22 protein-coding genes and 2 tRNA genes are annotated in these 22,121 nt (G+C 39.7%); 13 read left to right on the top strand and 11 right to left on the bottom strand.

Going from position 1 to position 22,121, the window contains the following annotated elements:
* Positions 1 to 9: 9 nt before the first annotated feature.
* Positions 10 to 1,032 (bottom strand): 4-hydroxythreonine-4-phosphate dehydrogenase PdxA, encoded by a 1,023-nt coding sequence (gene pdxA, locus BUF13_RS10780; RefSeq protein ID WP_073571822.1) that lies wholly within the window; start codon positions 1,030 to 1,032, stop codon positions 10 to 12.
* A 102-nt stretch (positions 1,033 to 1,134) separates the two neighbouring features.
* Between pdxA and rsmA the strand changes: the two genes are divergently transcribed.
* From rsmA to BUF13_RS10755, 5 genes are all read left to right on the top strand, one after another.
* The gene (rsmA, locus tag BUF13_RS10775) at positions 1,135 to 1,920 is read left to right on the top strand and encodes a 16S rRNA (adenine(1518)-N(6)/adenine(1519)-N(6))-dimethyltransferase RsmA (protein ID WP_073571821.1); all 786 of its coding nucleotides are present in this window, start codon (positions 1,135 to 1,137) and stop codon (positions 1,918 to 1,920) included.
* On the top strand, positions 1,907 to 3,274 hold the full coding sequence (mgtE, locus tag BUF13_RS10770; protein WP_073571820.1) for a magnesium transporter: 1,368 nt from the start codon (positions 1,907 to 1,909) through the stop codon (positions 3,272 to 3,274). Before rsmA ends, mgtE begins: the two co-directional genes overlap by 14 nt.
* Before the next feature lie 4 nt (positions 3,275 to 3,278).
* On the top strand, positions 3,279 to 4,208 hold the full coding sequence (locus BUF13_RS10765; protein ID WP_073571819.1) for a 2-hydroxyacid dehydrogenase: 930 nt from the start codon (positions 3,279 to 3,281) through the stop codon (positions 4,206 to 4,208).
* Between the two features lie 160 nt (positions 4,209 to 4,368).
* Positions 4,369 to 4,842, top strand: coding sequence for a transcription elongation factor GreA (greA, locus tag BUF13_RS10760; protein ID WP_073571818.1), 474 nt, complete (start codon positions 4,369 to 4,371; stop codon positions 4,840 to 4,842).
* Positions 4,843 to 4,901: 59 nt separating this feature from the next.
* A complete protein-coding gene (locus BUF13_RS10755; protein WP_073571817.1) occupies positions 4,902 to 5,294 on the top strand; it encodes an HIT family protein in 393 nt (130 codons plus the stop codon).
* A 120-nt stretch (positions 5,295 to 5,414) separates the two neighbouring features.
* Here the strand turns inward: BUF13_RS10755 and BUF13_RS10750 are convergent, their stop codons facing one another.
* The 4 genes from BUF13_RS10750 to BUF13_RS10735 form a co-directional block, all read right to left on the bottom strand.
* Positions 5,415 to 5,849, bottom strand: a complete 435-nt coding sequence (locus BUF13_RS10750) for a hypothetical protein (RefSeq protein ID WP_073571816.1) — start codon at positions 5,847 to 5,849, stop codon at positions 5,415 to 5,417.
* Between the two features lie 68 nt (positions 5,850 to 5,917).
* Positions 5,918 to 7,099: a class I SAM-dependent rRNA methyltransferase gene (locus BUF13_RS10745; protein ID WP_073571815.1), complete on the bottom strand. Its 1,182-nt coding sequence runs from the start codon at positions 7,097 to 7,099 to the stop codon at positions 5,918 to 5,920.
* Complete coding sequence (locus BUF13_RS10740) at positions 7,086 to 8,483, bottom strand: high affinity choline transporter 1 (protein WP_073571814.1); 1,398 nt, start codon at positions 8,481 to 8,483, stop codon at positions 7,086 to 7,088. Before BUF13_RS10740 ends, BUF13_RS10745 begins: the two co-directional genes overlap by 14 nt.
* 7 nt (positions 8,484 to 8,490) lie before the next feature.
* Positions 8,491 to 10,110 carry an ABC-F family ATP-binding cassette domain-containing protein gene (locus BUF13_RS10735; RefSeq protein WP_073571813.1) on the bottom strand — a complete coding sequence of 540 codons (1,620 nt, stop codon included), beginning with the start codon at positions 10,108 to 10,110 and terminating at the stop codon, positions 8,491 to 8,493.
* Between the two features lie 328 nt (positions 10,111 to 10,438).
* On the opposite strand from BUF13_RS10735, the gene galE reads away from it, so the two are divergent.
* From galE to BUF13_RS10715, 3 genes are all read left to right on the top strand, one after another.
* A complete protein-coding gene (galE, locus tag BUF13_RS10725; protein ID WP_073571811.1) occupies positions 10,439 to 11,449 on the top strand; it encodes a UDP-glucose 4-epimerase GalE in 1,011 nt (336 codons plus the stop codon).
* A gap of 196 nt (positions 11,450 to 11,645) precedes the next feature.
* A tRNA-Asp gene (locus tag BUF13_RS10720) sits at positions 11,646 to 11,719 on the top strand.
* Between the two features lie 26 nt (positions 11,720 to 11,745).
* Positions 11,746 to 11,819 (top strand) — tRNA-Asp (locus tag BUF13_RS10715).
* Between the two features lie 131 nt (positions 11,820 to 11,950).
* Here the strand turns inward: BUF13_RS10715 and BUF13_RS10710 are convergent.
* Genes BUF13_RS10710 through BUF13_RS10695 form a run of 4 tightly spaced genes read right to left on the bottom strand, consistent with a single transcriptional unit; the run spans position 11,951 to position 15,493 of the window.
* The gene (locus BUF13_RS10710) at positions 11,951 to 12,631 is read right to left on the bottom strand and encodes a phosphonatase-like hydrolase (RefSeq protein ID WP_073571810.1); all 681 of its coding nucleotides are present in this window, start codon (positions 12,629 to 12,631) and stop codon (positions 11,951 to 11,953) included.
* A gap of 2 nt (positions 12,632 to 12,633) precedes the next feature.
* Positions 12,634 to 13,782, bottom strand: coding sequence for a TIGR03364 family FAD-dependent oxidoreductase (locus tag BUF13_RS10705; RefSeq protein WP_170865144.1), 1,149 nt, complete (start codon positions 13,780 to 13,782; stop codon positions 12,634 to 12,636).
* A 45-nt stretch (positions 13,783 to 13,827) separates the two neighbouring features.
* Entirely contained in the window at positions 13,828 to 14,901 is a 1,074-nt protein-coding gene (locus BUF13_RS10700; RefSeq protein WP_073571808.1) for a zinc-binding dehydrogenase, read from the bottom strand.
* A 7-nt stretch (positions 14,902 to 14,908) separates the two neighbouring features.
* Entirely contained in the window at positions 14,909 to 15,493 is a 585-nt protein-coding gene (locus BUF13_RS10695; protein ID WP_073571807.1) for a helix-turn-helix domain-containing protein, read from the bottom strand.
* 276 nt (positions 15,494 to 15,769) lie between these two features.
* Between BUF13_RS10695 and BUF13_RS10690 the strand changes: the two genes are divergently transcribed.
* The 5 genes from BUF13_RS10690 (at position 15,770) to BUF13_RS10670 (ending at position 20,612) form a co-directional block, all read left to right on the top strand.
* Positions 15,770 to 17,005 (top strand): DUF5690 family protein, encoded by a 1,236-nt coding sequence (locus BUF13_RS10690; protein WP_073572436.1) that lies wholly within the window; start codon positions 15,770 to 15,772, stop codon positions 17,003 to 17,005.
* A gap of 323 nt (positions 17,006 to 17,328) precedes the next feature.
* Positions 17,329 to 17,748, top strand: coding sequence for a response regulator (locus tag BUF13_RS10685; RefSeq protein WP_073571806.1), 420 nt, complete (start codon positions 17,329 to 17,331; stop codon positions 17,746 to 17,748).
* A 48-nt stretch (positions 17,749 to 17,796) separates the two neighbouring features.
* A complete protein-coding gene (locus BUF13_RS10680) occupies positions 17,797 to 18,288 on the top strand; it encodes a GNAT family N-acetyltransferase (RefSeq protein ID WP_073571805.1) in 492 nt (163 codons plus the stop codon).
* Between the two features lie 55 nt (positions 18,289 to 18,343).
* The gene (locus BUF13_RS10675) at positions 18,344 to 19,864 is read left to right on the top strand and encodes a sulfatase (RefSeq protein ID WP_243839730.1); all 1,521 of its coding nucleotides are present in this window, start codon (positions 18,344 to 18,346) and stop codon (positions 19,862 to 19,864) included.
* Positions 19,865 to 20,390: 526 nt separating this feature from the next.
* Positions 20,391 to 20,612, top strand: a complete 222-nt coding sequence (locus tag BUF13_RS10670) for a hypothetical protein (RefSeq protein WP_073571803.1) — start codon at positions 20,391 to 20,393, stop codon at positions 20,610 to 20,612.
* Positions 20,613 to 20,640: 28 nt separating this feature from the next.
* On the opposite strand, the gene BUF13_RS10665 is transcribed toward BUF13_RS10670, so the two are convergent.
* Positions 20,641 to 21,183: a YceI family protein gene (locus tag BUF13_RS10665; protein WP_073571802.1), complete on the bottom strand. Its 543-nt coding sequence runs from the start codon at positions 21,181 to 21,183 to the stop codon at positions 20,641 to 20,643.
* A 12-nt stretch (positions 21,184 to 21,195) separates the two neighbouring features.
* Positions 21,196 to 22,116: a DUF5777 family beta-barrel protein gene (locus tag BUF13_RS10660; RefSeq protein WP_073571801.1), complete on the bottom strand. Its 921-nt coding sequence runs from the start codon at positions 22,114 to 22,116 to the stop codon at positions 21,196 to 21,198.
* Positions 22,117 to 22,121: the final 5 nt, after the last annotated feature.

Below are 22,121 nucleotides of genomic sequence, written 5' to 3'. Positions count from 1 at the left end.
CTCAATAAATTAAGCTTCCTCCAAAAGGGATTCCTTGTATTGAACGATATCTGCTGCCAGAAAGATCGCTGCACGCATAGAGCCCTCATCTGCAAGACCTTTTCCAGCTATATTATAGGCTGTACCATGGTCAGGGGAGGTTCTGATAACAGGAAGTCCAGCTGTGAAGTTCACTCCATTGCTAAATGCGATTGATTTGAATGGAATCAAGCCCTGATCATGATACATGGCAAGGATTCCGTCAAATTTGGTTTGGTGCATCATTCCAAAGAAGCCGTCGGATGGGTATGGGCCAAAGACCATTTTATTTTGATCTTTCAGCTCATTGATTGCTGGACGGATGATTTCTTCTTCTTCCTTTCCCAACAATCCATCCTCACCAGCATGAGGGTTTAGTCCCAAAATGGCAATTCTTGGCTTAGATATTCCAAAGTCATTTTCCAGACTGGCCAACATCATATTGGCTTTCTCTTTGATTTTTTCTTTGGTCACTGCTGAGGAAACTTGAGAAAGAGGAATATGGCCAGTCACCAAGCCAACTCTCAATTGTTCGGCCACCATAAACATCAGACTGTTTTTGGCTCCTACAGAATCGGTGATAAACTCCGTATGTCCCACAAATTTGAATTCCTCAGAATTGATATTGTTCTTATTGACTGGAGCGGTCACTAAAGCTTGGATTTTGCCGGATTTCAGGTCTTCGACTGCCATTTTCAAGGAATCCAGAGCCATTTTACCAGCTTCATGAGTTTCTACACCAGGAATAATCTCCGGGCATTCCTCAACTGCATTGATTACATTGACTCTTTTGTATTGGACTTCATCCAGACTCCTAATTTGAAGAAAATTGAAGTCCTCCATATTCAGTTGCTTTCTGTAAAAGCTCAATGCTTTTCCATGACCATAGATCAGGGGAGTGAAGTTTTTATGAGATCTATTGTCCAAAAGCGCCTTCATAATGACTTCCGCTCCGACGCCGTTTACATCTCCGATACTGATCCCAATGATGGGTTTTGAATTTCTTGTGCTCATAAAAACAAAGATTTAAAAAGAGGGCCCTTGATTGGACTTAGGCCTTTAGGAATATTGTCTTAATTTTAGGCGCAAGTTATAAAAAATAATCTGAGCTATTCGATGCAAAACGTCAGACCCAAAAAACATCTGGGACAACATTTTTTGACTGATTTGAGTATTGCCGAGCGGATTGCTCAGGCAGTCAAAGGTCATGATGGGGTGAATTGTGTCCTTGAAATCGGACCGGGTATGGGTGTGCTCACGGATTTTCTTTTGAAAAATCCAATGGAACTTTATCTGATCGATATTGATTCTGAGTCCATAGCCTATCTATATCAAAAATATCCCCAGCTCAAGGAAAAGATCATTGAAGGGGATTATTTGAAGGAGGATTTCTCCTCCGTTTTGCCTGATAAATACGCCATAGCGGGTAATTTTCCTTATAATATTTCATCTCAGATTTTCTTCCGTGTTTTGGATGAAAGAGATAAAGTGACTGAGGTAGTTTGTATGCTTCAAAAGGAAGTGGCACAAAGAATAGCCTCTCCGAAAGGAAATAAAGCATACGGGATTTTATCTGTTTTGCTGCAGGCGTTTTATGATATTGAATATTTGTTTACCGTGCCTCCGGGAGTTTTTAATCCTCCTCCAAAGGTTGACTCTGGAGTCATCCGCTTGACTAGAAACCAAACGGAAAAGCTGGACTGCAAGGAAAAATTATTTTTCCAGGTAGTAAAGGCAGGATTTGGAAATAGAAGGAAAACTTTGCGTAATTCTCTCAAATCATTTCAACTTCCGGAAGATTTGAAAATTAATCCACTTTTGGATAAACGTGCGGAACAATTGGATGTGGCTGATTTTGTGTTTTTAACCCAACAAATCGAAGCTTCTCGTGGAAATCATTAAGCAATTTGAACTTTCGAAAGAATACTTAGAGAGCCTTCAGCAGGCGATCGAGTCTCAGGATCTTGATTTTATTCAGGAATCACTAGATGGGGTCAATGTGGCTGATATTGCAGCTGTGCTGGACGAGCTTTCGATGGAAGAATCCATCTATGTGCTTCGGGCTTTGCCTCAGCAAACCGCAGCTGATATTCTAATCGAACTGGATGATAACACCCTTTTTAGGGTTTTAAAGGAATATTCCGAACCTGAAATCGCTTCCTACATCGAGTTGATGGACTCTGATGATGGAGCGGATATGCTCAAGCTTTTAGGAGAAAGGGAGCGGGAGGAAGTAATTTCTCACTTTCAAGATAAACTCAAGTCTGAGCAGGTTTTAGACCTTTTACGCTATGAAGAGGATACAGCGGGTGGTATCATGGCAAAGGAATTCATCCGGGCCAATAAAAACTGGAATGTAATCCAGACCATCAATGAGATTAGAAGACAAGCCGAAAATGTAGAGAAGATCTTTTCTATCTACGTTGTAAATAATCGCCAACAACTTTTAGGGAGAGTTTCTTTGAAACGAATCATCCTGGCTGGGGAAAATACCAAGATTGAGGATATCTATGAAGAAGAGGTTATTTCCGTTCCAACTTATATGGATCAGGAGGAAGTGGCTTCTATCATGCGAAAGTATGACTTGGAATCTGTTCCTGTCATTAATGCCAAAAACAAGTTGGTCGGAAGAATTACCGTGGATGATATCTTGGACGTAGTTCAAGAGGAAGCGGATGAGGATATCCAGGCAATGGCCGGTATCTCCGGAGATATTGAGGAATCCGATTCCATTTTTATGATCACCAAAGCGAGACTTCCCTGGTTGTTGATTGGAGTGATGGGAGGATTGATGGGGGCCAAGATCATTGGTTTCTTTGAAGATGGGTTGAATAAATATTTAGCTTTGGCCTCTTTTATACCCTTGGTTGCTGCAACAGGTGGAAATGTAGGAATTCAGGCCAGTTCTCTGATTGTACAATCATTAGCTAGCAAGTCGGTATTTGATGATACTCCATTTCAACGTTTCTTCAAGGGCTTGATGATTGCCTTAATCAATGGAGTCGTATTGGGAGCTTTTGTGTTCCTAGTCGTTGTTTTTCTGTATGGCTTTGAACCGATCTTTGGAGTTACTGTAGGAATAGCTCTGTTTTGTGTGGTTTTGTTGGCCTCTTTTATGGGGACTGTCACTCCTTTGGTACTGAATCGTTTTGGAATCAATCCCGCTATTGCCTCGGGACCATTTATCACCACTACCAATGACTTGTTAGGGCTTGCTGTTTATTTCGGCGTAGCCATGCTTTTATTGAATTTATAATAGAATGAAAATACTTATCATAGATGAAATGCATCCCAGCATAATTGAATTGCTGGAGAAAGACGAGCATACCGTTCACTATGAACCTAAAATTTCTCGCTCTGAGATTATGGATAAAGTCCATGATTTTCATGGCTTGGTGATCCGCTCGAAGACACCGATGGATCGGGAGTTGTTAGAAAAAGCCAGCCAATTGCAATTTATCGCAAGGGCAGGTGCCGGTTTGGATAAGATTGATTTGGATTACTTAGTAGAGAGAGGAATCAAGCTTTTCCATGCCGCAAAAGGCAATAGAGATGCTGTAGCAGAGCATGCTGTAGGTGGACTTTTGGCTTTGTTCAATCATGTGATCAAAGCCGATGCTGAGGTAAGAAAAGGAATCTGGGATAGGGAAGGAAATAGGGGGCATGAGCTCAAAGGGAAGACCGTTGGGATCATGGGCTATGGCAATATGGGAAAATCCTTTGCAAAACGTATGTCGGGCTTTGGAGTTTGCGTGATGGCTTATGACAAGTATAAGAGAGAATTTGAGGACGATAATGTCCAAGAAGTCATTTGGGAAAAAGTAAAAGCGGAGGCTGATATTTTGAGCATCCATGTTCCTTTGACTCCCGAAACCAAAGGTTTTTTTACTTTTGAAGAGTTGGAAAGCTTTGCCAAACCATTTTGGTTGATCAATACAGCAAGGGGAGAAGTGATCAGTTTTGAAACCTTGAACCGAGCTTTGGATGCAGGGATTCTAAGAGGAGCAGTCTTGGATGTGCTGGAAAATGAGAAATTCAAGAAGTTTACCCCTGAGCAGAAAGAGGAGTTTGAAAAGTTGGCTCAAAGAGATAATGTCATCTTTAGTCCACATGTGGCGGGATGGACTTTTGAGTCCTATGAAAAGATCAATCAAGTCCTTGTAAAAAGGATCAAGAAAGCATTCAAATAAAGATTTACAAAGTCTTCCATACCATTGAAAAATGATGGCTTTTTTGCTTTGTGAATGGATAATTGCTATTTTTGCCTAACAAATACAAGCAAGAGAAAAGGTAACGGTCCCATTCATGCGACCGTTACTTTGTTTTTTGTGCCTACTAACAAACATAACTATGTCAAAAGTACAATACTATACCGAGGAAGGCCTGAAGAAGCTGAAAGATGAACTTCACGAGATGAAGACTAAGGGTAGATCGGATATTGCTAAGCAAATTGCAGAGGCAAGAGACAAAGGTGATTTGTCTGAAAATGCCGAATACGATGCTGCTAAGGATGCTCAGGGTCTTTTGGAGTTGAAGATTGCAAAATTGGAAGCTGTTGTAGGGAATGCGCGAGTACTTGACAATTCTCAATTGGATCAGTCCAAAGTTGGTATTTTGAGTACTGTGAAAATCAAAAATGTTAAAAACGGGATGACCGTAGCTTATACCTTGGTTTCTGAAGAAGAGGCTGATTTGAAAGCTGGAAAAATCTCTTTGGCCTCTCCATTTGGAAAAGGTCTTGTTGGAAAAACTATCGGTGAAATCGCAGAGATCAATGCACCAGCTGGAAAGCTTCAGTTTGAGATTTTAGATATCTCTTACTAATCCATATTTAATTCATTTGAATCCCGGTTTTCGCCGGGATTTTTTTATTTTCGGGCATTATGGCAAGCATCTTTACAAAAATCATCAACAGAGAAATCCCTGCTCATATCGTAGCTGAGGATGATAATTACATCGCATTTTTAGATATCATGCCTTTGGTAAAAGGACATGTGTTGGTAGTACCTAAGCAAGAGGTGGATTACATTTTTGATCTCGATCCTGAGGTTCTTTCTGGTTTAACTGTTTTCTCTCAGAAAGTGGCCAAAGCAATCGATAAAACGATCAAATGTACAAGAGTAGGAGTGGCGGTAATCGGACTAGAGGTGCCTCACGTACATGTTCATTTGGTACCCTTGAGAACGATGGATGATATCAATTTTACCCGACCTAAGTTGAAACTTAGCAATGAGGAACTGGCTGAAATAGCAGAAACGATAAAAGGTGGATTTTAAATTAGAATCAGGAATCAAGAGCCGAGAGCCAAGAACCAAGATTTAAGAATTTGAGAACCAAAAAATCCGGAGTTGATGATCAGCTCCGGATTTTTTGGTTTAATGTGATTTATTGAAGGCTTAGCCTAACCAATTTCCCCAAGGGATTCTGCTCAAGATCAAAACCAAACCGATTGCATACATCATATAGATGGATCTGAATTTGGCTTTAGAAGTAGATAGCTTCTTCGCTCTGCTGTAGCCGATGGTGATTACAGCAATTGCAATGATATTGATCAAAGGGTGCTCTAGTGCAGTCAATCTTGCAATTGGATCAGACATCGCTCCGCCACCTTGCAAAAGGCTCAAACCGATTGGGCTGACGAAATATAGGATCAATCCTACCAACAACTGAACGTGGGAAAGGATGAAAGCGATTAGAGCTATTTTTCTGTCTTTTTCAGTGAACTCTTTTCCACTCAATGATCCGATAAGCATCAAAACGATAACGATGATCAACGCGATCAAAACCAAGTAAGCAAGCCCAGAGTGTAAATGTTGGATTCCAGTATACATAGTGTTGTAAGTTTACAGGGTGAAAATACTCCAAAAGACTTGATCCACCTTGGAAAATTGTTTGATTTTTAGTCTACATAAAGTACAAGGCCTTTGAGGTATTCAGTTTCAGGATGATAGATGTTGATCGGATGGTCAGCAGGCTGACTTAATTGGTGAAGGATTTTCACTTTTCTACCTGATTCCAAGGCTGCGGCAGTGATGGTGTTTCTAAACAATGCTTTATCAACCACTTGGCTACAAGAGAATGTGAATAAAATGCCACCGGATTTAATCTTTTTCAAAGCCTCTACATTCAGCCTTTTATAGCCTTGCACCGCGTTGTGTCGTGCTTTTAGATTTTTGGCAAAAGCTGGTGGGTCCAATACTATCACATCATAATCATCTCCGATTTCACGTATGTATTTTACCACATCTGCTACTTTTGATTCGTGCTGACCAGTGATTTTTGGATTAAGCGATATGTTCTCTTCAGTCAATTCGATAGCTTTTGGAGAAATATCAACTGAGTGCACTTCTTTGGCTCCGTCTAACAATGCCAATACAGAGAATCCTCCGGAATAGCAGAACGTATTCAATACCTTCTTGCCTTTGGAAAAAGAAGCTAACAATTTTCGATTTTCTCTCTGATCGATGAAAAATCCTGTTTTTTGACCCTTTTCCCAGTCAATTTTATAGGTTGCTCCATACTCTTGAACCAAGTCTGTTTTCGGAGCGCCCAAAATCCATTCGTTGGATGCAATGTCCAGATTTTTCGGAAGGGTTTCTGAGCTTTTGTCAAAGACTCCAGCTAAGCTCTCCCCATAAACCGATTGGATAGCTGATGCTATTTCCTGAATATGTGCATGCATTCCGACATGATGAGCCTGGATCACCGCTGTGCCATTGTAGAAGTCCACAATGAGTCCCGGAAGCAAATCACCTTCTCCATGCACCAAACGATAAACGTTGGTTTCTGCATTGTCAGTCAAGCCTAATGCCTTCCTTACCTGATAAGCATTTTGGATTCTTTTGTTCCAAAATTCCTGATCAATCGCTTCTTGATCAAAGGTGATCAAGCGAACCATGATAGATCCATGCGCATAGTGACCAGTTCCTAAAAAATCTCCTTTTTGGGAAAATACAGAAACAAGCTGGCCTGCTTCTAAATCGGAGTCCATGTGGGCTATGGCTCCGGAAAAGACCCAATGGTGTTTACGGAATAGGGAAATCTCTTTTCCTTTCTTTAGTACGATTTTAGGATAATTCATGAATGGATTGAGTTTGTTTTGGGGAGATTATGCTCCCGATAATCATGGCAAGAATACTGGCTGCCAAGCCAATTAAATGAGGGGAAACTTCCATTTCAAATCGAGATGCAATCAAGTAGACAAGCATTCCAATAATCATAGAAAGCATGGCTCCAAGCGGAGAGGCTTTTTTCCAATATAAACCTGCGGTCAAAGGTACAAAGAGTGAAACCAACATGAGAATTGAGGCTCCTGCAACCAGATCATAAATATCAGATTCCAAACTGGCTAAGATGGTTGCTACAATGGCTACTGCAATCACATTGCCTCTAAGAATCCATAGAAAATGCTTGTCATCTAGATTTTTACCGAAACGTGGCCGGATGATATTTTCAGAGATAATAGCAGCTGGTGCTAAAAGACCCGAGCTAGTTGTACTCATAATCGCAGAGATGAGCGCACCGAAGAAAACAATCTGAACAGGCAATCCTCCATGTTCCAAAATCATGGAAGGCAAGAGCATCTGCTTATTTTCAAGGTATAATTCTGGATAAAGAACTTTCGCTCCCAAGGCTATAAATAAAGGCAGAAGTCCGAAACTTAAGTAAAATAGGCCTGCCAAATAAGTTGATTTGACTGCGACACTTTCTGATTTGGAGGCCATCACACGTTGGTAGATATCTTGGGAAGGGATGGAGCCCAAACCCAAAATAATCCATGCTCCAAAATAGTTGAGCCAAGCGTTTAGGGTGTTTTCAGGAAGGATCTGGAAGCTTTCAGGCGGTGCCTGAGAAAGGATTTCTGACACTCCACCCGCTTCTTTTGCAATCATTGTAGCCACCCAAAGAAGGCCGATTACAATCATCGTGGTTTGAATAAAATCGGTGATGGAAATCGCCCACATTCCTCCCAAAAAGGTGTAGAAAACGACTATTCCCGCAGAAATCATAATTCCCTGAAGCAAGTTTAAATCGGTGACCGTTCCTAAAACTAAACTTAGAGCGACTAATTGAGCTGCAACATATCCGAAGTATGCAGGAATCATGAATAGGGAAGCTGTTAGCTCCACTTTGGCTCCGAAGATTCTCTTGAAAACGTCTCCAATGGTCAAAACTCCCATTCGGTACATGGGGCGAAGAAAGAACATTCCAAAGAGCACCAAGCAAAGTGCACCCCCAAATGGATCTTCTATAACACCAATCAACCCTTCCTCCAGATATACGGATGAGGCTCCGAATATGGTTTCCGATCCGAACCAAGTCGCAAACAAGGCAGATGCAGAAAGAAAAAGCGGGAGAGATCTTCCCGCTAATACAAAGTCATTGGAGTTTCGAACCAGTCTGGAAGACCAGGCCCCGATCCCAACTGTGATCGCTAAATAGGCTATGATGGCAGCTATCAGCAATTAGAACTTAGCTATGTCCATACATTTTGTCGCGAAGAGCTTTGATTTCTTCATTTTCCAAATAATCATCGTAAGGCATTCTTCTGTCGATGGTTCCGTTTGGAGTGAATTCAATGATTCTGTTTACCGAAGACTGAACGAAAGCGTGGTCATAAGATGACATTAGGACGGTTCCAGGGAAATCAATTACTGCGTTGTTGAAAGCTGTAATAGATTCCAAGTCTAAGTGGTTGGTAGGTTCGTCCATCACCAAAAGATTCGGGTTTTGGAGCATCATCTTAGATATCATACAACGAACTTTTTCACCCCCAGAAAGAACTGTACACTTTTTCAAAGTTTCTTCACCAGTGAAAAGCATTCTTCCCAAGAAGGTACGAACATATGCCTCTTCTTGATTGGAGGAGTATTGTCTCAACCAGTCAATGAGGTTTAAGTCAGAATTGAAATATTCAGAGTTGTCGTTTGGCAAGTAAGCCTTATTGATGGTGACTCCCCATTTCAAGGAACCTTTTGTAGCAGGGATTTCCTCCATGATAGTCTGGAAGAATTTGTTGACAGCCTGCTTGGTTTTGGAGATGAAAGCGATCTTATCGCCTTTGTCAACCATCAAATTCACGTCGGTGAAATAAGTGACTCCATCAGAAACCAATTCAAGATTCTCAGTCATGAAAATTTGGTCACCAGCTTCACGCTCAGGCTTGAACATGATGCCAGGGTATTTTCTAGAAGAAGGCTCAATGTCATCCACGTTGAGTTTCTCAAGCATTTTCTTACGAGCAGTAGCCTGCTTGGATTTTGCGACGTTCGCTGAGAATCGAGCAATAAATTCCTGCAATTCTTTTCTTTTCTCTTCAGCTTTCTTATTCTGATCGGATCTTTGCTTCAATGCCAATTGAGAAGATTCATACCAGAAAGTATAGTTGCCAGAGTAGATTTTGATTTTACCAAAGTCAATATCCACAATGTGGGTAGAAACGGAATCCAAAAAGTGACGATCGTGAGAAACTACGATTACCAAGTTTTTGAAATTGACCAAGAAGTCCTCCAGCCAAACGATGGTTTCAGAGTCCAAGTCGTTGGTAGGTTCATCAAGAATTAGGATGTCTGGATTACCGAAAAGAGCCTGAGCCAAAAGAACTCGTACTTTCTGGTTACCTGCCAAGTTTTTCATCGGCTGGTAGTGCAAGTCTTCAGTGATTCCCAAACCTGAAAGTAGGGCTGCAGCATCAGATTCCGCATTCCATCCGTCCATTTCAGCAAATTCAGCTTCCAATTCAGAGGCTCTCAATCCGTCTTCCTCAGAGAAGTCAGGCTTCATGTAGATGGCATCTTTCTCTTCCATGATGGCATAAAGAGTTTTATGTCCCATCAAAACCGTCTTAAGCACTTCCACCTCATCAAACTCAAAGTGGTTCTGCTTTAAAACAGCCATGCGCTGGCCAGGAGTGATATTGATTGCTCCGGAGGTACTATCGACTTCACCGGAAAGTATTTTCAAGAAGGTAGATTTTCCAGCTCCATTGGCACCGATTACACCGTAGCAGTTGCCTGGAGTGAACTTCAGGTTAACGTCTTCGAAAAGGGTTCTTTTTCCAAATTTGAGGGAAAGATTATCTACTGAGATCATGTATTTCTAAGCTTTTTTTGAAGCGGCAAAGATAGGGATTTAATTGTTTCTAAGAGATTGAAAACGCAGGAAATTCCAAGCTCTTCCGGACCGGTATGAATTTGATAAAATCATAAAACCAATTGGTAATCAATTAAATAATGAGTAGGGTTTTGCTTGGTAAGGGTCACGAAAAGCGAAATAACTATTTATTTGAATCTTTAGGACCCTTGAAATGACAAAAATGGGTTTTGAGTTAAAAGTAGATTTGGTGAGAATAAAGTCTGGTTTAATTCTCCTAATTCCATTTTTTAGATAGTTTTGCTTGCTCAGAATTTTTACCATTAGCATGAAAAAAATATTGATCACAGGTGGGGCAGGTTATATCGGTTCCCACACTGCTGTAGTGCTGGCTGAGGCTGGCTTGACCCCTGTTATTTTAGATGACCTTTCCAATTCAAGTGAAAGCGTTTTAGGTAGATTAGAGGAGATTATCGGGGCTAAACCGATTTTCTACAAAGGGGATTGTAATGATCGGGCTATTTATGAAGAAATTGCCAAGGATCATGAGATTTCTGGAGTAATCCATTTTGCCGCTTTCAAGGCAGTAGGAGAGAGTACTCAGCTACCATTGAAATACTACCGGAATAACATTGGTTCTTTATTGGTTTTGCTTGATTTCATGCAAGATAAAGGGATTAAGGATATCGTTTTTTCTTCCTCTTGCACCGTGTATGGTCAGCCAGATGTACTTCCTGTGACCGAATCTACGCCAAGAAAAGATGCGGAAAGCCCATACGGTAATACCAAAAAGGTTTGTGAGGATGTGTTGGTTGATTTTGTGAATAGCAAACCGGGAATCCGAGCGATTTCTTTAAGATATTTTAATCCTGTTGGCGCTCATCCATCTGGGAAAATAGGCGAGCTTCCAAATGGGACTCCAAATAACCTAATTCCATACATTACGCAGACTGCCGCAGGTATCCGTGAAAAGATCACGGTATTTGGGGATGATTATGATACTCCTGATGGATCTTGTATCCGTGATTTTATCCATGTGATGGACTTGGCTGATGCGCATATGAAAGCCTTGGATTATTTGTCCCAGCAGGAAATAGATTTCTATGATGTGTTCAACGTGGGGACTGGAAATGGAAATACAGTTTTAGAAGTCATCAATACCTTTGAAAAGGTGAATGATTTGAAATTGAATTATGAGATTGGGCCGAGAAGGGCAGGAGATGTGATCAAAATTTGGGCGGATACTCAAAAGATCAATTCAGTTTTGGGCTGGCAACCATCTTACTCCTTGGAGGATTCCATGAGAGATAGTTGGAATTGGGAAAAAGGCTTGAAATAGTCTGATTGGAAAGGAGTGAGGTCAGCTATTTTTCAATTTGATGTTAAAAATGGCTTGTAGAAGGAAAATTTATTTCACTGAGAAAGAAGAGAATACAAAATGAATTGAGTTTTTTTCTTTCAAGCTTTTGCAAAAAGAGATCAAAACAATACCTTTGCATCACTCAAAACCAAGGTCAAAAGAGGTCTGGTAACAAGGAGCGGTAGTTCAGCTGGTTAGAATGCCTGCCTGTCACGCAGGAGGTCGCGGGTTCGAGTCCCGTCCGTTCCGCAAATATTTTATTAATTACTCCATTAGGAGCGGTAGTTCAGCTGGTTAGAATGCCTGCCTGTCACGCAGGAGGTCGCGGGTTCGAGTCCCGTCCGTTCCGCAAAAAGCCCCGAAGCAATTCGGGGCTTTTTTGTTTTAGGAATTCGAAGTGATGCGGTAAAATCTTTTAGACTATTCAATAAAAAAGCCTTTCGAAATCTCGAAAGGCCTAGAAGGTTTAAATTAAAATCTTCAACCCAAAATCTTATCCAGACTAGCCACACTTTCTAGAATATAATCAGGATTGACAGTTTGAAGCTGTTCGGAAGTTTGAGCGCCAGTCAAAACTCCCACTGTCAGGCCACAATTGGCATTTTTCCCTTCTTCAATATCGATGGCTGAATCTCCAGCTTTTAGGACAGTTTGAGAATCTGTAACTCCTACGATTTCCATCGCTTTTAGAATCATATCAGGGCCGGGTCTCCCATTGACCACATCATCGGCTGTCACCAATCCATCTATATCTTTTCCTACTTCCCAGCCTAGTTTGTCGACCAATGATTGGGCTGTTTTTCTATCATAACCTGTGTTGAGAACGACAAAGACCTCGTTGGAGCGAAGAGCCTCCATCATTTCTTTGACGCCTTCAAATGTCTTCACATCCAAGTTTTCATATGCTGCTTTCAATTCCGGCTTGAAATTCCCAAAAATCTCAGCTGCTTTTTCTTTGACCTCTTGCTCCTCTGTACAATTGGTCAACACATCAATGATGGCCTGGTGTTTTTCTTTTCCAGCTCCATATTCTAAAACCTGGTCCAAGCTAACGCCATAGCCTTTGTCGTTGATGACTTTCTGGACGGTTTTATAGACGACATTGTCTTCATCTACAGTGGTTCCCGCCATATCAAATACGGCTAGTTTTATCTTGCTCATTTTTATTTAAATAATTGTTCAATATGTTCTTTTGAAAACCCGGCACTTCCGGTCATTCCTTTTCCACCAATTCCAGTCACCACATGGATATTCTCATCAATGGTTTGTAGGAAAATGTCTTTGGTTTTGCATTGGGAATATACCCCAAACCAACGGTGAGCTATCTCATAAGTAGGAAGATCGATGATCTTTTTGGCTTCATCAATCATAAACTGATCGATGTCCATATTCAAGTCATAACCCAAATTATCGCTGTCCTTGGCATCCGCATATTCATGAGAATCTCCCAAAATTACAGAGCCGTCTGTAGCTTGTTTGAAAAGGATATGAACTCCCCATTTTTTCTCCAAAGAATCCTTAGGTTCCCGACTTTTGATTTCTGCGAAAGAAGGACATTCATGGAAAGCCTCGTACCTGCGAATCGATAATCCTGTCAAAATAGAACCCGGAAGTATGTAGCTTTTTGACTGAGGTTTGGTTAGCATCATTTGAAGTTTGGTGACTTCTAGATCGCTTTCTACAAAGATTTCAGGATAAAGAGTCTTGAAATCCCTACCATTACAAATTATAACTTTTTCTCCTTTGAATTTGTGTCCAGCTGCGGTTTCTAGCCAAACCCCATTTCCAGTATTGTTGCAGGAGATCACTTGATGGTTGGGGAAATAGGCTAGCCCTTTTTCCCTTATCAAGTATTCCAATAATCGATGAATCATCGTTTTTGGTTCTACTGTGACTTCTTCTGGGAAAAACAATCCACCTACCACATAATCACTTCGCAATCCGGGATATTTGGCCAGGCAAGCTTCTTTGGAAAGCAATTCGGAAGGATATCCATTGGATTGATTGATGGAAAAAAGCTCCTCGATCAGTTGCTGTTCTTCTGGATTGGAAGCCAGATAAACCGATCCATTGTTTCGGACTGTTACATCAAACTTAGCTTGGATGGATTTGTAAATTTTTAAGCTTTCCCGACCATAGGTTTGCCATTTACTATCCATTCCAGAGGGGACAACTTGACCAAAATTGCGAGTGGTCGCCTCCTGAGGGGTTTTATCCTTTTCTAGGATAGCCACCTTCAATCCAGCTTCCAAAGCATGATAAGCATGAAATGCTCCAAGCACTCCACCGCCTACAACTATTAAATCATACATGGTAATGTTGATTATATTGATAAAAAGGGTATTTCAATCTGTGTTTCATGGCTTTACTCCAACTCTAATATGTTTGCCTTCTTGTCCCAATTCAAATGCTTTTTCCAACTCTTCTAATGGGAATTCTTCCCCGACCAGCTTTTCAAAAGGGAATCTGTTTTTGGCGGTGGAAACAAACTCTATCGCAGTCGCCAAGTCTTCTGGAATATAGTTGTGAAGTCCTTTGATGGTTAGGATTTTTCTAACCAAAACTTCTCCATTGATTGCTAAATCACGTTGGGAAAAAACAGATCCTACCAATATGATAGTGCCACCGATTCCCAGGAGTTTGATGCATTTTTCAATAGCTTCTGGAGAACCGGAAGTCTCAATGACGATGTCCATCCCTCCAATCTCCAGAGAGGAAGATTCTATTTCATTTTCAGAAAAAAGAAAGGTTTGATCTGCTCCGAATTCCTTTGAAGAATTCAATTTTTCAGAATTGATGTCCTGAGCCCAAACTTGTTTAGCTCCCAGGAATTTTGCTTGGGCACAAGCCGATAATCCAAGCATTCCAACTCCGCTAACCAATAAATTCTTACCTGAAATATCTCCAGCCATTCGGATCGCTCCTGCAATAGTTGCATGACTACAATTGATAGGAGCGGCTTCTTTCAAGGTCAGATTAAAAGGGAGCCTGAAAATGGCTGTTCCTTTTCGCAAATGTGTATGTGTGGAAAAGCCTCCGTTCAACTGATATTCTTCATTGATTTCTTCATGCCCATATTTGTAAAGTCCTTCAGACTTTTGAGGAAATCCCTTTAGAGTATTTTCCGATAGGGGATCAAAGGCAAAAACAGTCCAAGTGACCTTATCTCCAATCTTAAGGGAATTCCCCTGGTAGTCAGACACGCCGTTTTGAGGTAAATCAACAATCTCTCCGATGACTTCATGCCCTAAAACGCTATTAGTGCAGGAATGCCTTCTTCCGTAAAATGTATGGAGATCACTGGTACAAACAGTACTGTAGGTGTTCTTGACTAAGACTTCTCCAGATTTTAATTGGGGGAATTGAAACTCCTCCAAGCTAAAGGGGGATTTGATCCCTTTAAAAACCATGGCTTTCCCGATATCTTCCATGATGTGATTAATTGATTTCAATGAAATAAATAACCAAAAGAATCACATCAGATTGGGATGTACCGACAGGGACGTGGGGGATTTTTCCATTGAAGAAAAGAGAATCATTTTCTTCAAGCGAAATAGAAGTGTCACCTAATTCAAAATTCAAGCTTCCTTTGATAACATATAAGTATTCTAGGCCTTCCGTTGATACTCGGTCCCTTTTAGAGGACTTTGAAATAGTCAGGAGAGAAATTTCCAATGAAGACTTCTCTATCTTTCTGTTGAGGATTAATTCATAATCAAAACCAATTGATTCTTCCTCTTTCTTGATCGATTTGTAGTCCGATCTTTTGATCAGGATGTATTCAGGAGAGTTAGGGTCTTCTTTTAGATCTGAGAAAAACTCGTTGAGATCAGCGTTGAGGGCTTGTAAGACCTGGATTAGAGAAGGAATTGTCGGATAGATTCTTCCATTTTCAATTTTGCTCAGCATTGCAATACTGATTCCTGAAAGATCTGAAAGATCCCCGAGCTTAAGGTTTCTAGATTTTCTCAAATCTTTGATCTTACCCCCGATATAGCTGGTCAGATAGTTTGAATTTTCCATGAATATCAAATTCTAATTGACTGAATCGAACTATTTGAAAATGGCTCAATCCATTTATATCAAAGGTTGTTAAAAATTTCATAATAAGAAAATTAATTTCTCTAAACGAAAAATTAATACTATAATAACATTCTGGATTCTTGGGATTATTTGTTTGAGTCTATTTTTGGTCAAACGCCCTTATTAGAATTTACAGTGATTTTTAAAACTCAAAAACTGTTCAATTTGAGATTGAATAAAGTATCTATATCGAAAACTGACCTAGTCTTGCTAAGCATGGCATTTTTAGCCTATACTGGAATGTATGCATCCAGAAAGGCTTTTTTAGCTGGTCAATATGAGGAAATCGGTGATTTAGGTTCTTTCCATTTCAAAACCCTTTTAATCATCAGCCAGGTGATGGGATATATGCTTTCCAAGTTTATTGGAATCAAAGTAGTTTCCGAGCTCTCCGTTGGAAAACGGTTTGCTGCCTTGGTGAGTTTGGTAGGTTTTAGTATCCTGATGTTAATGGCTTTTGCTGTGGTTCCAGATTGGTTAAAGCCTGTTGCCATGTTCTTGAATGGCCTGCCTTTAGGGATGATTTTCGGGATCGTTTTGGTTTACCTCGAAGGAAGGCGGAATTCTGAATTATTGGTGGCTGGCTTAAGTGCCACTTTCATCTTTTCTACCGGTTTTGTCAAATCTATTGGACTTTGGTTAATGGGGAGTTTTGCTGTACCTGAATTGTGGATGCCTTTTGCCACGGGGCTATTGTTCTTTCCTATGTTTATCGCTTCTTCTTTTATCTTAAGCAAGGTGAAAGGCCCCACTGATCTGGATAAAGAACTGAGGACAGAGAGAAAGCCTATGGAGAGGGCAGACCGGATCAAGTTTTTGAAAAAACACGGGGGAGCATTCTTATTTCTCGTTTTGATCTATGTCTTATTGACCATAGTCCGCGATTTCAGAGACAATTTTATTGTAGAATTCTGGAAAGAATTGGGAATGTCTGGACAGCCTGAATTGATTACTTTAACTGAGATTCCTATTGCCATTGTGGTGTTGCTAATTTCAGCTGCTGGGATTCTCATTCTGGATAACAAGTCTGCATTTCGATCCGGGATGTTTTTGACTTTACTGGGGGCTGCATTAATGATTTTGGCTACAATCCTTTTTGGAAATCAATTAATGGATCCTATCCTTTGGATGATTGTTTCGGGGTTTAGTATTTACCTGCCATATATATTATTTCACTGTTTGATATTTGAGAGGTTTATAGCGGTTTTGAGATTCAAAGGTACAGTAGGGTTCTTGTTTTACATAGCTGACGCTTTTGGTTATTTAGGAAGTGTTGGAATTATGCTATATAAAGAATTGGCAAGTCCATTGGTTTCCTGGGTGAACTTTTTTACCAGATTGAATTTGGTTTCAGGTATGCTCATTATTCTTTTTGTCTTAGCGTGTTTACTGGTTATGAAAACCAATGCTTTGAAACGAAAGTTGAGAAGATTGGAAAAGAGTTTGTTTTGATTTTAAATAATTGAAAATCAATATTTTGAAATGAGTCACTAGAGATTCGAAATACGAGGTTGAATTTATGTTTCGACATTAATTATTTATCTTTGAAACACCAGCTTTTAAAAGCTTTATTAAACTATTTTCTTATGGTTTTTTTTAAAATTTAATTACTAAATCACATCATAATTAATTGTTTAATATATAATTGATTTTGTTCTTCAATAATTGAATTTCATCTACTTAATTATGTATTTTATTTAATTTTAAAAATATATTTTCAATTATTTTGCTCTATTTAGATTCGTTCTTAAATTATTATATAAAATTTTTTAAGAATGGAGTTCTCTGAAATTGTATTAATAGATGATGATAAGCTTTATACAGAGGTTGTAAAGAGAAGATTGTGCGGGTTTGGCTTTCGAAATAAAGTAAGAATATTTCTAGATGGCTCACCTGCCATTGACTATATCCGCTCCCTTTCAAATAATTTGAATTTCCAAGAAACCATTTTGATCTTATTGGATTTGAAAATGCCTGTCATGGATGGATGGGCATTTTTGGATGAATTTGGAAAGTTCGATTACCATTTTAAAGAGCGATTTAAAATTGTGGTGATTACCAATTTTATTGGGATGGAGCAGCGAAATCGAGCCGTATCATATAAAGAAGTAATAGGCTATTATCACAAGCCATTTAACAAAACGAGTGTCAGGGGGATTTTGGAAGATCTCAAAGTTTCTTTTTACGAGGAATGATCATTTTTTCTTTTTCTTAAGGCTATATTTTCATCTAATTGAATTTTGATGAAAATAAGAAAAGCTGACTTTAATCGGGATTTTGACGCTGTTTGGGAGATATTCTCCATGGTAATCTCAAGTGGTGACACCTATGTTTTTGACCCACAAACACCCAAAGAATCTCTTCCCAAACATTGGTTTGCTGATTACATGAGCACTTTTGTAGCCGAAAATGAAAACGGGGAAGTAGTTGGGACTTATGTGATTAAGCCTAATCAAATAGATCTTGGGAATCATATCGCAAATGGAAGCTATATGGTCAGTCCTGACCACCATGGGAAAGGTATTGGAAAACTCCTTTGTGAACATTCTATCGAGTTTGCTAAGAGCGAGGGCTTTTTGGGGATTCAATTCAATATTGTGGTAAGTACTAACTTGCCGGCTGTGGCACTATGGAAAAAGTTTGGGTTTAAGATAATTGGAACTACTCCCAATGGCTTTAGACATCAAACATTGGGATTGGTTGATACTTATATCATGTTCAAAAGTTTAGTCTAATTGCTCAAAAAATGCTTTTTTGTATTTCAATTCTAAAATTAATTCCCTCTCTACTGTGAAAAGACTCTCTGGTTTTGGTAAAGGCTTACTCCTTTTTTCTTTGTTCTCTTTCATCTTCGTGTTTTCGGTTTTCTCTCAAAATACCAGTGAGAGCCAGCCGAATATCGTTTTCTTTTTTGTGGATGATATGGGTTGGACAGATACTTCGGTTCCATTCTATACTGAAATAACAGAGCTAAATAAAAGGTACACAACTCCAAATATGGAGCGATTGGCAAATGAGGGAATGAAGTTTACCCAAGCCTATGCCTATGCAGTTTGTTCGCCTTCGAGGGTCAGTTTGTTGACAGGAGTCAATGCTGCCAGGCATAGAGTCACCAATTGGACTTTGAGAAAGGATCAGTCCCCTGATGATGATATTCCTGTGGTCAAATCTCCTGATTGGAATTTGAATGGGCTCAGTCCAGATAGATCAGTTCCTAGGACTTTTTATTCGCCCACTTTACCAGCAGAACTGAAAAAACTTGGCTATAAAACCATCCATGTCGGCAAAGCTCATTTTGGATCGATGGGAACTCCTGGTGAAAATCCCTTAAACCTAGGTTTTGATGTGAATATAGGTGGTCATGCAGCAGGAGGTCCAGGGAGCTATTGGGGTACCAAAGATTTCAGTGCTGCATGGAGAACAAATGGAGAGCATGTTTGGGATGTACCTGGATTGGAGGCTTACCATGGCCAAGATATTTATCTGACAGAAGCTTTGACACTGGAAGCCAAAAAGGCATTAACTGAGGCTGTGGAGGAAGAAAGACCCTTTTATCTCTATATGTCTCACTATGCAATTCATGCTCCATGGGAAAGGGATGATCGCTTTTACCAAAAATATGCAGACCAAGGTTTGACAGAAAGGGAAGCAACTTATGCCTCAATGATTGAAGCAATGGACAAATCATTGGGAGATCTTATGAATCACTTGGAGGAATTAGGAGTGAGTGACAATACCATTGTGGTTTTTATGTCTGATAATGGAGTTCACAAGGAAGTGCCACAAAATCTACCATTGAGAGGTTATAAATTGAGTCCGTATGAAGGAGGGATTCGAGTTCCTTTGATCGTTAAATGGCCAGAAGTGGTTATGCCAAATTCCCAGAATGAGGATTATGTGTTTATTGATGATATTTTTCCAACTTTCTTGGAAATGGCAGGCCAGGTTGAAATTCAAGAAAAATATGAGATCGAAGGAGAAAGTTTTGTGACTTCATTGATAGAAGGTGAGAAGGGAAATCAAGAAAGGTCGATTTTATGGCATTATCCAAATACTTATTACAATCCACCTTATTCTATCCTTAGGAAAGGGAATTACAAACTGATCTACCATCATGCAGACCAGAAGTTGGAGTTGTTTAATATTGCAAATGACATCAGTGAAACTCGGGATTTGAGCAAAGTTCAAAAGTTGAAGACAATTGAAATGGCTTTATTGATGACAGGACTTTTGCAGCAAAGAGAAGCTCAAATGCCAATTAATAAGGAAACAGGTCTACCGGTTCCTTACCCATCAGCAGTTATTGATTAATTAAAAATATTTTTCAAACTCTTGTTGTTTAACAGTCTGAGGCCGAAATAATCATCGAATTTGAAAAATGGATTGAACGGAATCTTTATCTAACTTTTGAAAGACCAAAAGTTACAAAAGTCTTTTGCCTGAATTGGCTTGAAAATGTCTACGGACATTTTCTGCCAGATTGGGTCAAACGCTAAAAATCGCCGGATTTCCGAACAAGTTCGGAACTAGCCGATTTTCTTAACGCTTGTTGACCTCAATCCGTCACCAGCCATTTCAAAGCAAATGGTCCAGTTGAAGTCACAGGTAATATTTGAGACTTTTGGCAAAACAGATTACTTTAAATTAAGTCATGACATCAAAATTAGTCTGGATCCGCCTTCCAGTTTTGGGTGTTAAGAAATCAATTGTGAGGGTTGCAATTAGGAGGCTTGTTTGACGAAAATTTTGCTACCACAAACTTCAAGTTTAGAAAAGAGTTTGTGCAAAATTGAGGAGTTTGCCGACGTGTGGGGAGGAAATTGATTTTAACCCAAAAATGGACAGCGGTGGGTTTTTTGGTCCTTTTTCACCTATAGGAAAAAGGGCAGAAAAGGAAAAGTTGGATTCAAATTTTGTTTTAAAAAGAAGAGTTGATTCCAATTTACATGAATCAACCCGTCATTCAAAACTGTCTATTGTCATTTTTATTGCTCAAGCCATTATAGGCGAGTATTTAGGTGCAGGTACGCAGCCGAATAGACAATTAATCCTTAAATAGAAACCTTTTTTTATTTCCTTATTGAACTCTACTTTCTGACCAAAGTAAATTTCCCTTTGACTTCAACCTCTTCGGCAATCTTTTGAAAGACAATCGATGGAATTTCAATTTCATGATCTTCCAACTTGATTGGAAACTCAAATTCGGCTTCCAACTTGCCTTCTGTTGATTTTATAGTTCCTTGAATAGCAACTTCTTTACTGACTCCGTGAACGGTCAAAGTGCCTTTGGCATTGGCAGGATAGGTTCCAGCTTTCTGGAGGTCCAATTTTTCAATGATTTTTCCTTTAAATGTCGCAGTTGGATATTTTTCACTTTCCAGATAATTCTCATTAAAGTGCTCCTGCATGAGTTTATTAGAGAATTCAAAATCGATGATTCTCATTTGTACAGCTAGCTCTTCATTATCAGCGTTTAGAATTGCTGCTACTTTATTATTTACAGCTTCAATATCCTCCAATGGCGCATCTGAACGAAAAGAAATCCTTCCACTTTTGGTAGAGAAAAGACTTTGTCCATTTGCCATGAAGGCGAAAAGCAACAGGTAAATGGCAATTGCTAATTTTTTCATGTTGAATTTAGCTTATCGTTTTTTGTCAAAACTGAAGGTTCTGGAAATATTAAACCCGTAGAAAATGTCTGCATTTTCCCAAGTACCGGTATTCAAACCAATGAATTGACGCTCGATCATGCCTCTGGCATTCGTGAAATGCAATTGGAATACGTGTCCGCCAGTATCAATATCAAATCCCATAGAAAGGGAGTTATGATAAGGATAGGCATAGCCTGTGGAGGTCTCAAAGCCATTTCGGTCAACAAGATTGTAGTAATATTCTAATGAGAAAGTTACTCTGTTGCTGATTTTGTATCTACCTCCCATACCAAGAGATATTAAGTTGTTATCAAATGAATTGCTTTCCGTTTTATTGAAATGGATAAATGTTGGCATCAATTGAAATGAGAATTTCTCGTGGAATTTTCTAGCAATCAAAGCCTGTCCGGTATAGGTCCATCGTTCAGGATTGGTGTAGAATACCATTTCATTTCCTGAATTCATGACATAGCCAGTTGGCATCGTATTGATAGCCATACTTCCATATGCTGTCAGGGTAATTGGAAAGTGATTCGACTGACGAAGTAATTTGTACTTGGTATACAGATCATAGACTTTTTCCTCTGAACTTCTTCCAGCTCCGATTAGCCATCGATCCGTTAATCCATATTCCAGTCCTAATCGGATTCTAGCCTCATCTAGTCCGAAGAAGTTGGAAATGAAACCGCTATTGACCGAACCAAAACGGTGTGATATCCAAAAATTAAGATGGTTTTTGGATACAGTTTCAATAGTTTGACCATTGATTAGCCGGGACGCTTTAAAAGTTGCCTGCGTGAATGTGGTATCTTTGCCCATGTCCACATTGAGCATATTCAGCAAGTCGTCTTGTGCAAAAGCTCCTGATCCACAAAGGACCAGGAGCACTAAGAGCTTGAATTTCTTAAGCATGATAG

It is taken from the genome of Algoriphagus zhangzhouensis, from assembly GCF_900148515.1.
Lineage (GTDB): Bacteria > Bacteroidota > Bacteroidia > Cytophagales > Cyclobacteriaceae > Algoriphagus > Algoriphagus zhangzhouensis.
The sequence above is the reverse complement of the archived record's forward strand: the minus strand, read 5'-3'. Positions and strand labels throughout refer to the sequence as shown.

Excerpts from the sequence above, each read along its gene's own strand:
- pdxA (WP_073571822.1), bottom strand. The coding sequence starts at position 1,032 with ATGAGCACAAGAAATTCAAAACCCATCATTGGGATCAGTATCGGAGAT.
- rsmA (WP_073571821.1), top strand. The coding sequence starts at position 1,135 with ATGCAAAACGTCAGACCCAAAAAACATCTGGGACAACATTTTTTGACT.
- BUF13_RS10765 (WP_073571819.1), top strand. The coding sequence starts at position 3,279 with ATGAAAATACTTATCATAGATGAAATGCATCCCAGCATAATTGAATTG.
- greA (WP_073571818.1), top strand. The coding sequence starts at position 4,369 with ATGTCAAAAGTACAATACTATACCGAGGAAGGCCTGAAGAAGCTGAAA.
- BUF13_RS10755 (WP_073571817.1), top strand. The coding sequence starts at position 4,902 with ATGGCAAGCATCTTTACAAAAATCATCAACAGAGAAATCCCTGCTCAT.
- BUF13_RS10750 (WP_073571816.1), bottom strand. The coding sequence starts at position 5,849 with ATGTATACTGGAATCCAACATTTACACTCTGGGCTTGCTTACTTGGTT.
- BUF13_RS10745 (WP_073571815.1), bottom strand. The coding sequence starts at position 7,099 with ATGAATTATCCTAAAATCGTACTAAAGAAAGGAAAAGAGATTTCCCTA.
- BUF13_RS10735 (WP_073571813.1), bottom strand. The coding sequence starts at position 10,110 with ATGATCTCAGTAGATAATCTTTCCCTCAAATTTGGAAAAAGAACCCTT.
- galE (WP_073571811.1), top strand. The coding sequence starts at position 10,439 with ATGAAAAAAATATTGATCACAGGTGGGGCAGGTTATATCGGTTCCCAC.
- BUF13_RS10710 (WP_073571810.1), bottom strand. The coding sequence starts at position 12,631 with ATGAGCAAGATAAAACTAGCCGTATTTGATATGGCGGGAACCACTGTA.
- BUF13_RS10705 (WP_170865144.1), bottom strand. The coding sequence starts at position 13,782 with ATGTATGATTTAATAGTTGTAGGCGGTGGAGTGCTTGGAGCATTTCAT.
- BUF13_RS10700 (WP_073571808.1), bottom strand. The coding sequence starts at position 14,901 with ATGGAAGATATCGGGAAAGCCATGGTTTTTAAAGGGATCAAATCCCCC.
- BUF13_RS10695 (WP_073571807.1), bottom strand. The coding sequence starts at position 15,493 with ATGGAAAATTCAAACTATCTGACCAGCTATATCGGGGGTAAGATCAAA.
- BUF13_RS10690 (WP_073572436.1), top strand. The coding sequence starts at position 15,770 with ATGGCATTTTTAGCCTATACTGGAATGTATGCATCCAGAAAGGCTTTT.
- BUF13_RS10685 (WP_073571806.1), top strand. The coding sequence starts at position 17,329 with ATGGAGTTCTCTGAAATTGTATTAATAGATGATGATAAGCTTTATACA.
- BUF13_RS10680 (WP_073571805.1), top strand. The coding sequence starts at position 17,797 with ATGAAAATAAGAAAAGCTGACTTTAATCGGGATTTTGACGCTGTTTGG.
- BUF13_RS10670 (WP_073571803.1), top strand. The coding sequence starts at position 20,391 with ATGGACAGCGGTGGGTTTTTTGGTCCTTTTTCACCTATAGGAAAAAGG.
- BUF13_RS10665 (WP_073571802.1), bottom strand. The coding sequence starts at position 21,183 with ATGAAAAAATTAGCAATTGCCATTTACCTGTTGCTTTTCGCCTTCATG.
- BUF13_RS10660 (WP_073571801.1), bottom strand. The coding sequence starts at position 22,116 with ATGCTTAAGAAATTCAAGCTCTTAGTGCTCCTGGTCCTTTGTGGATCA.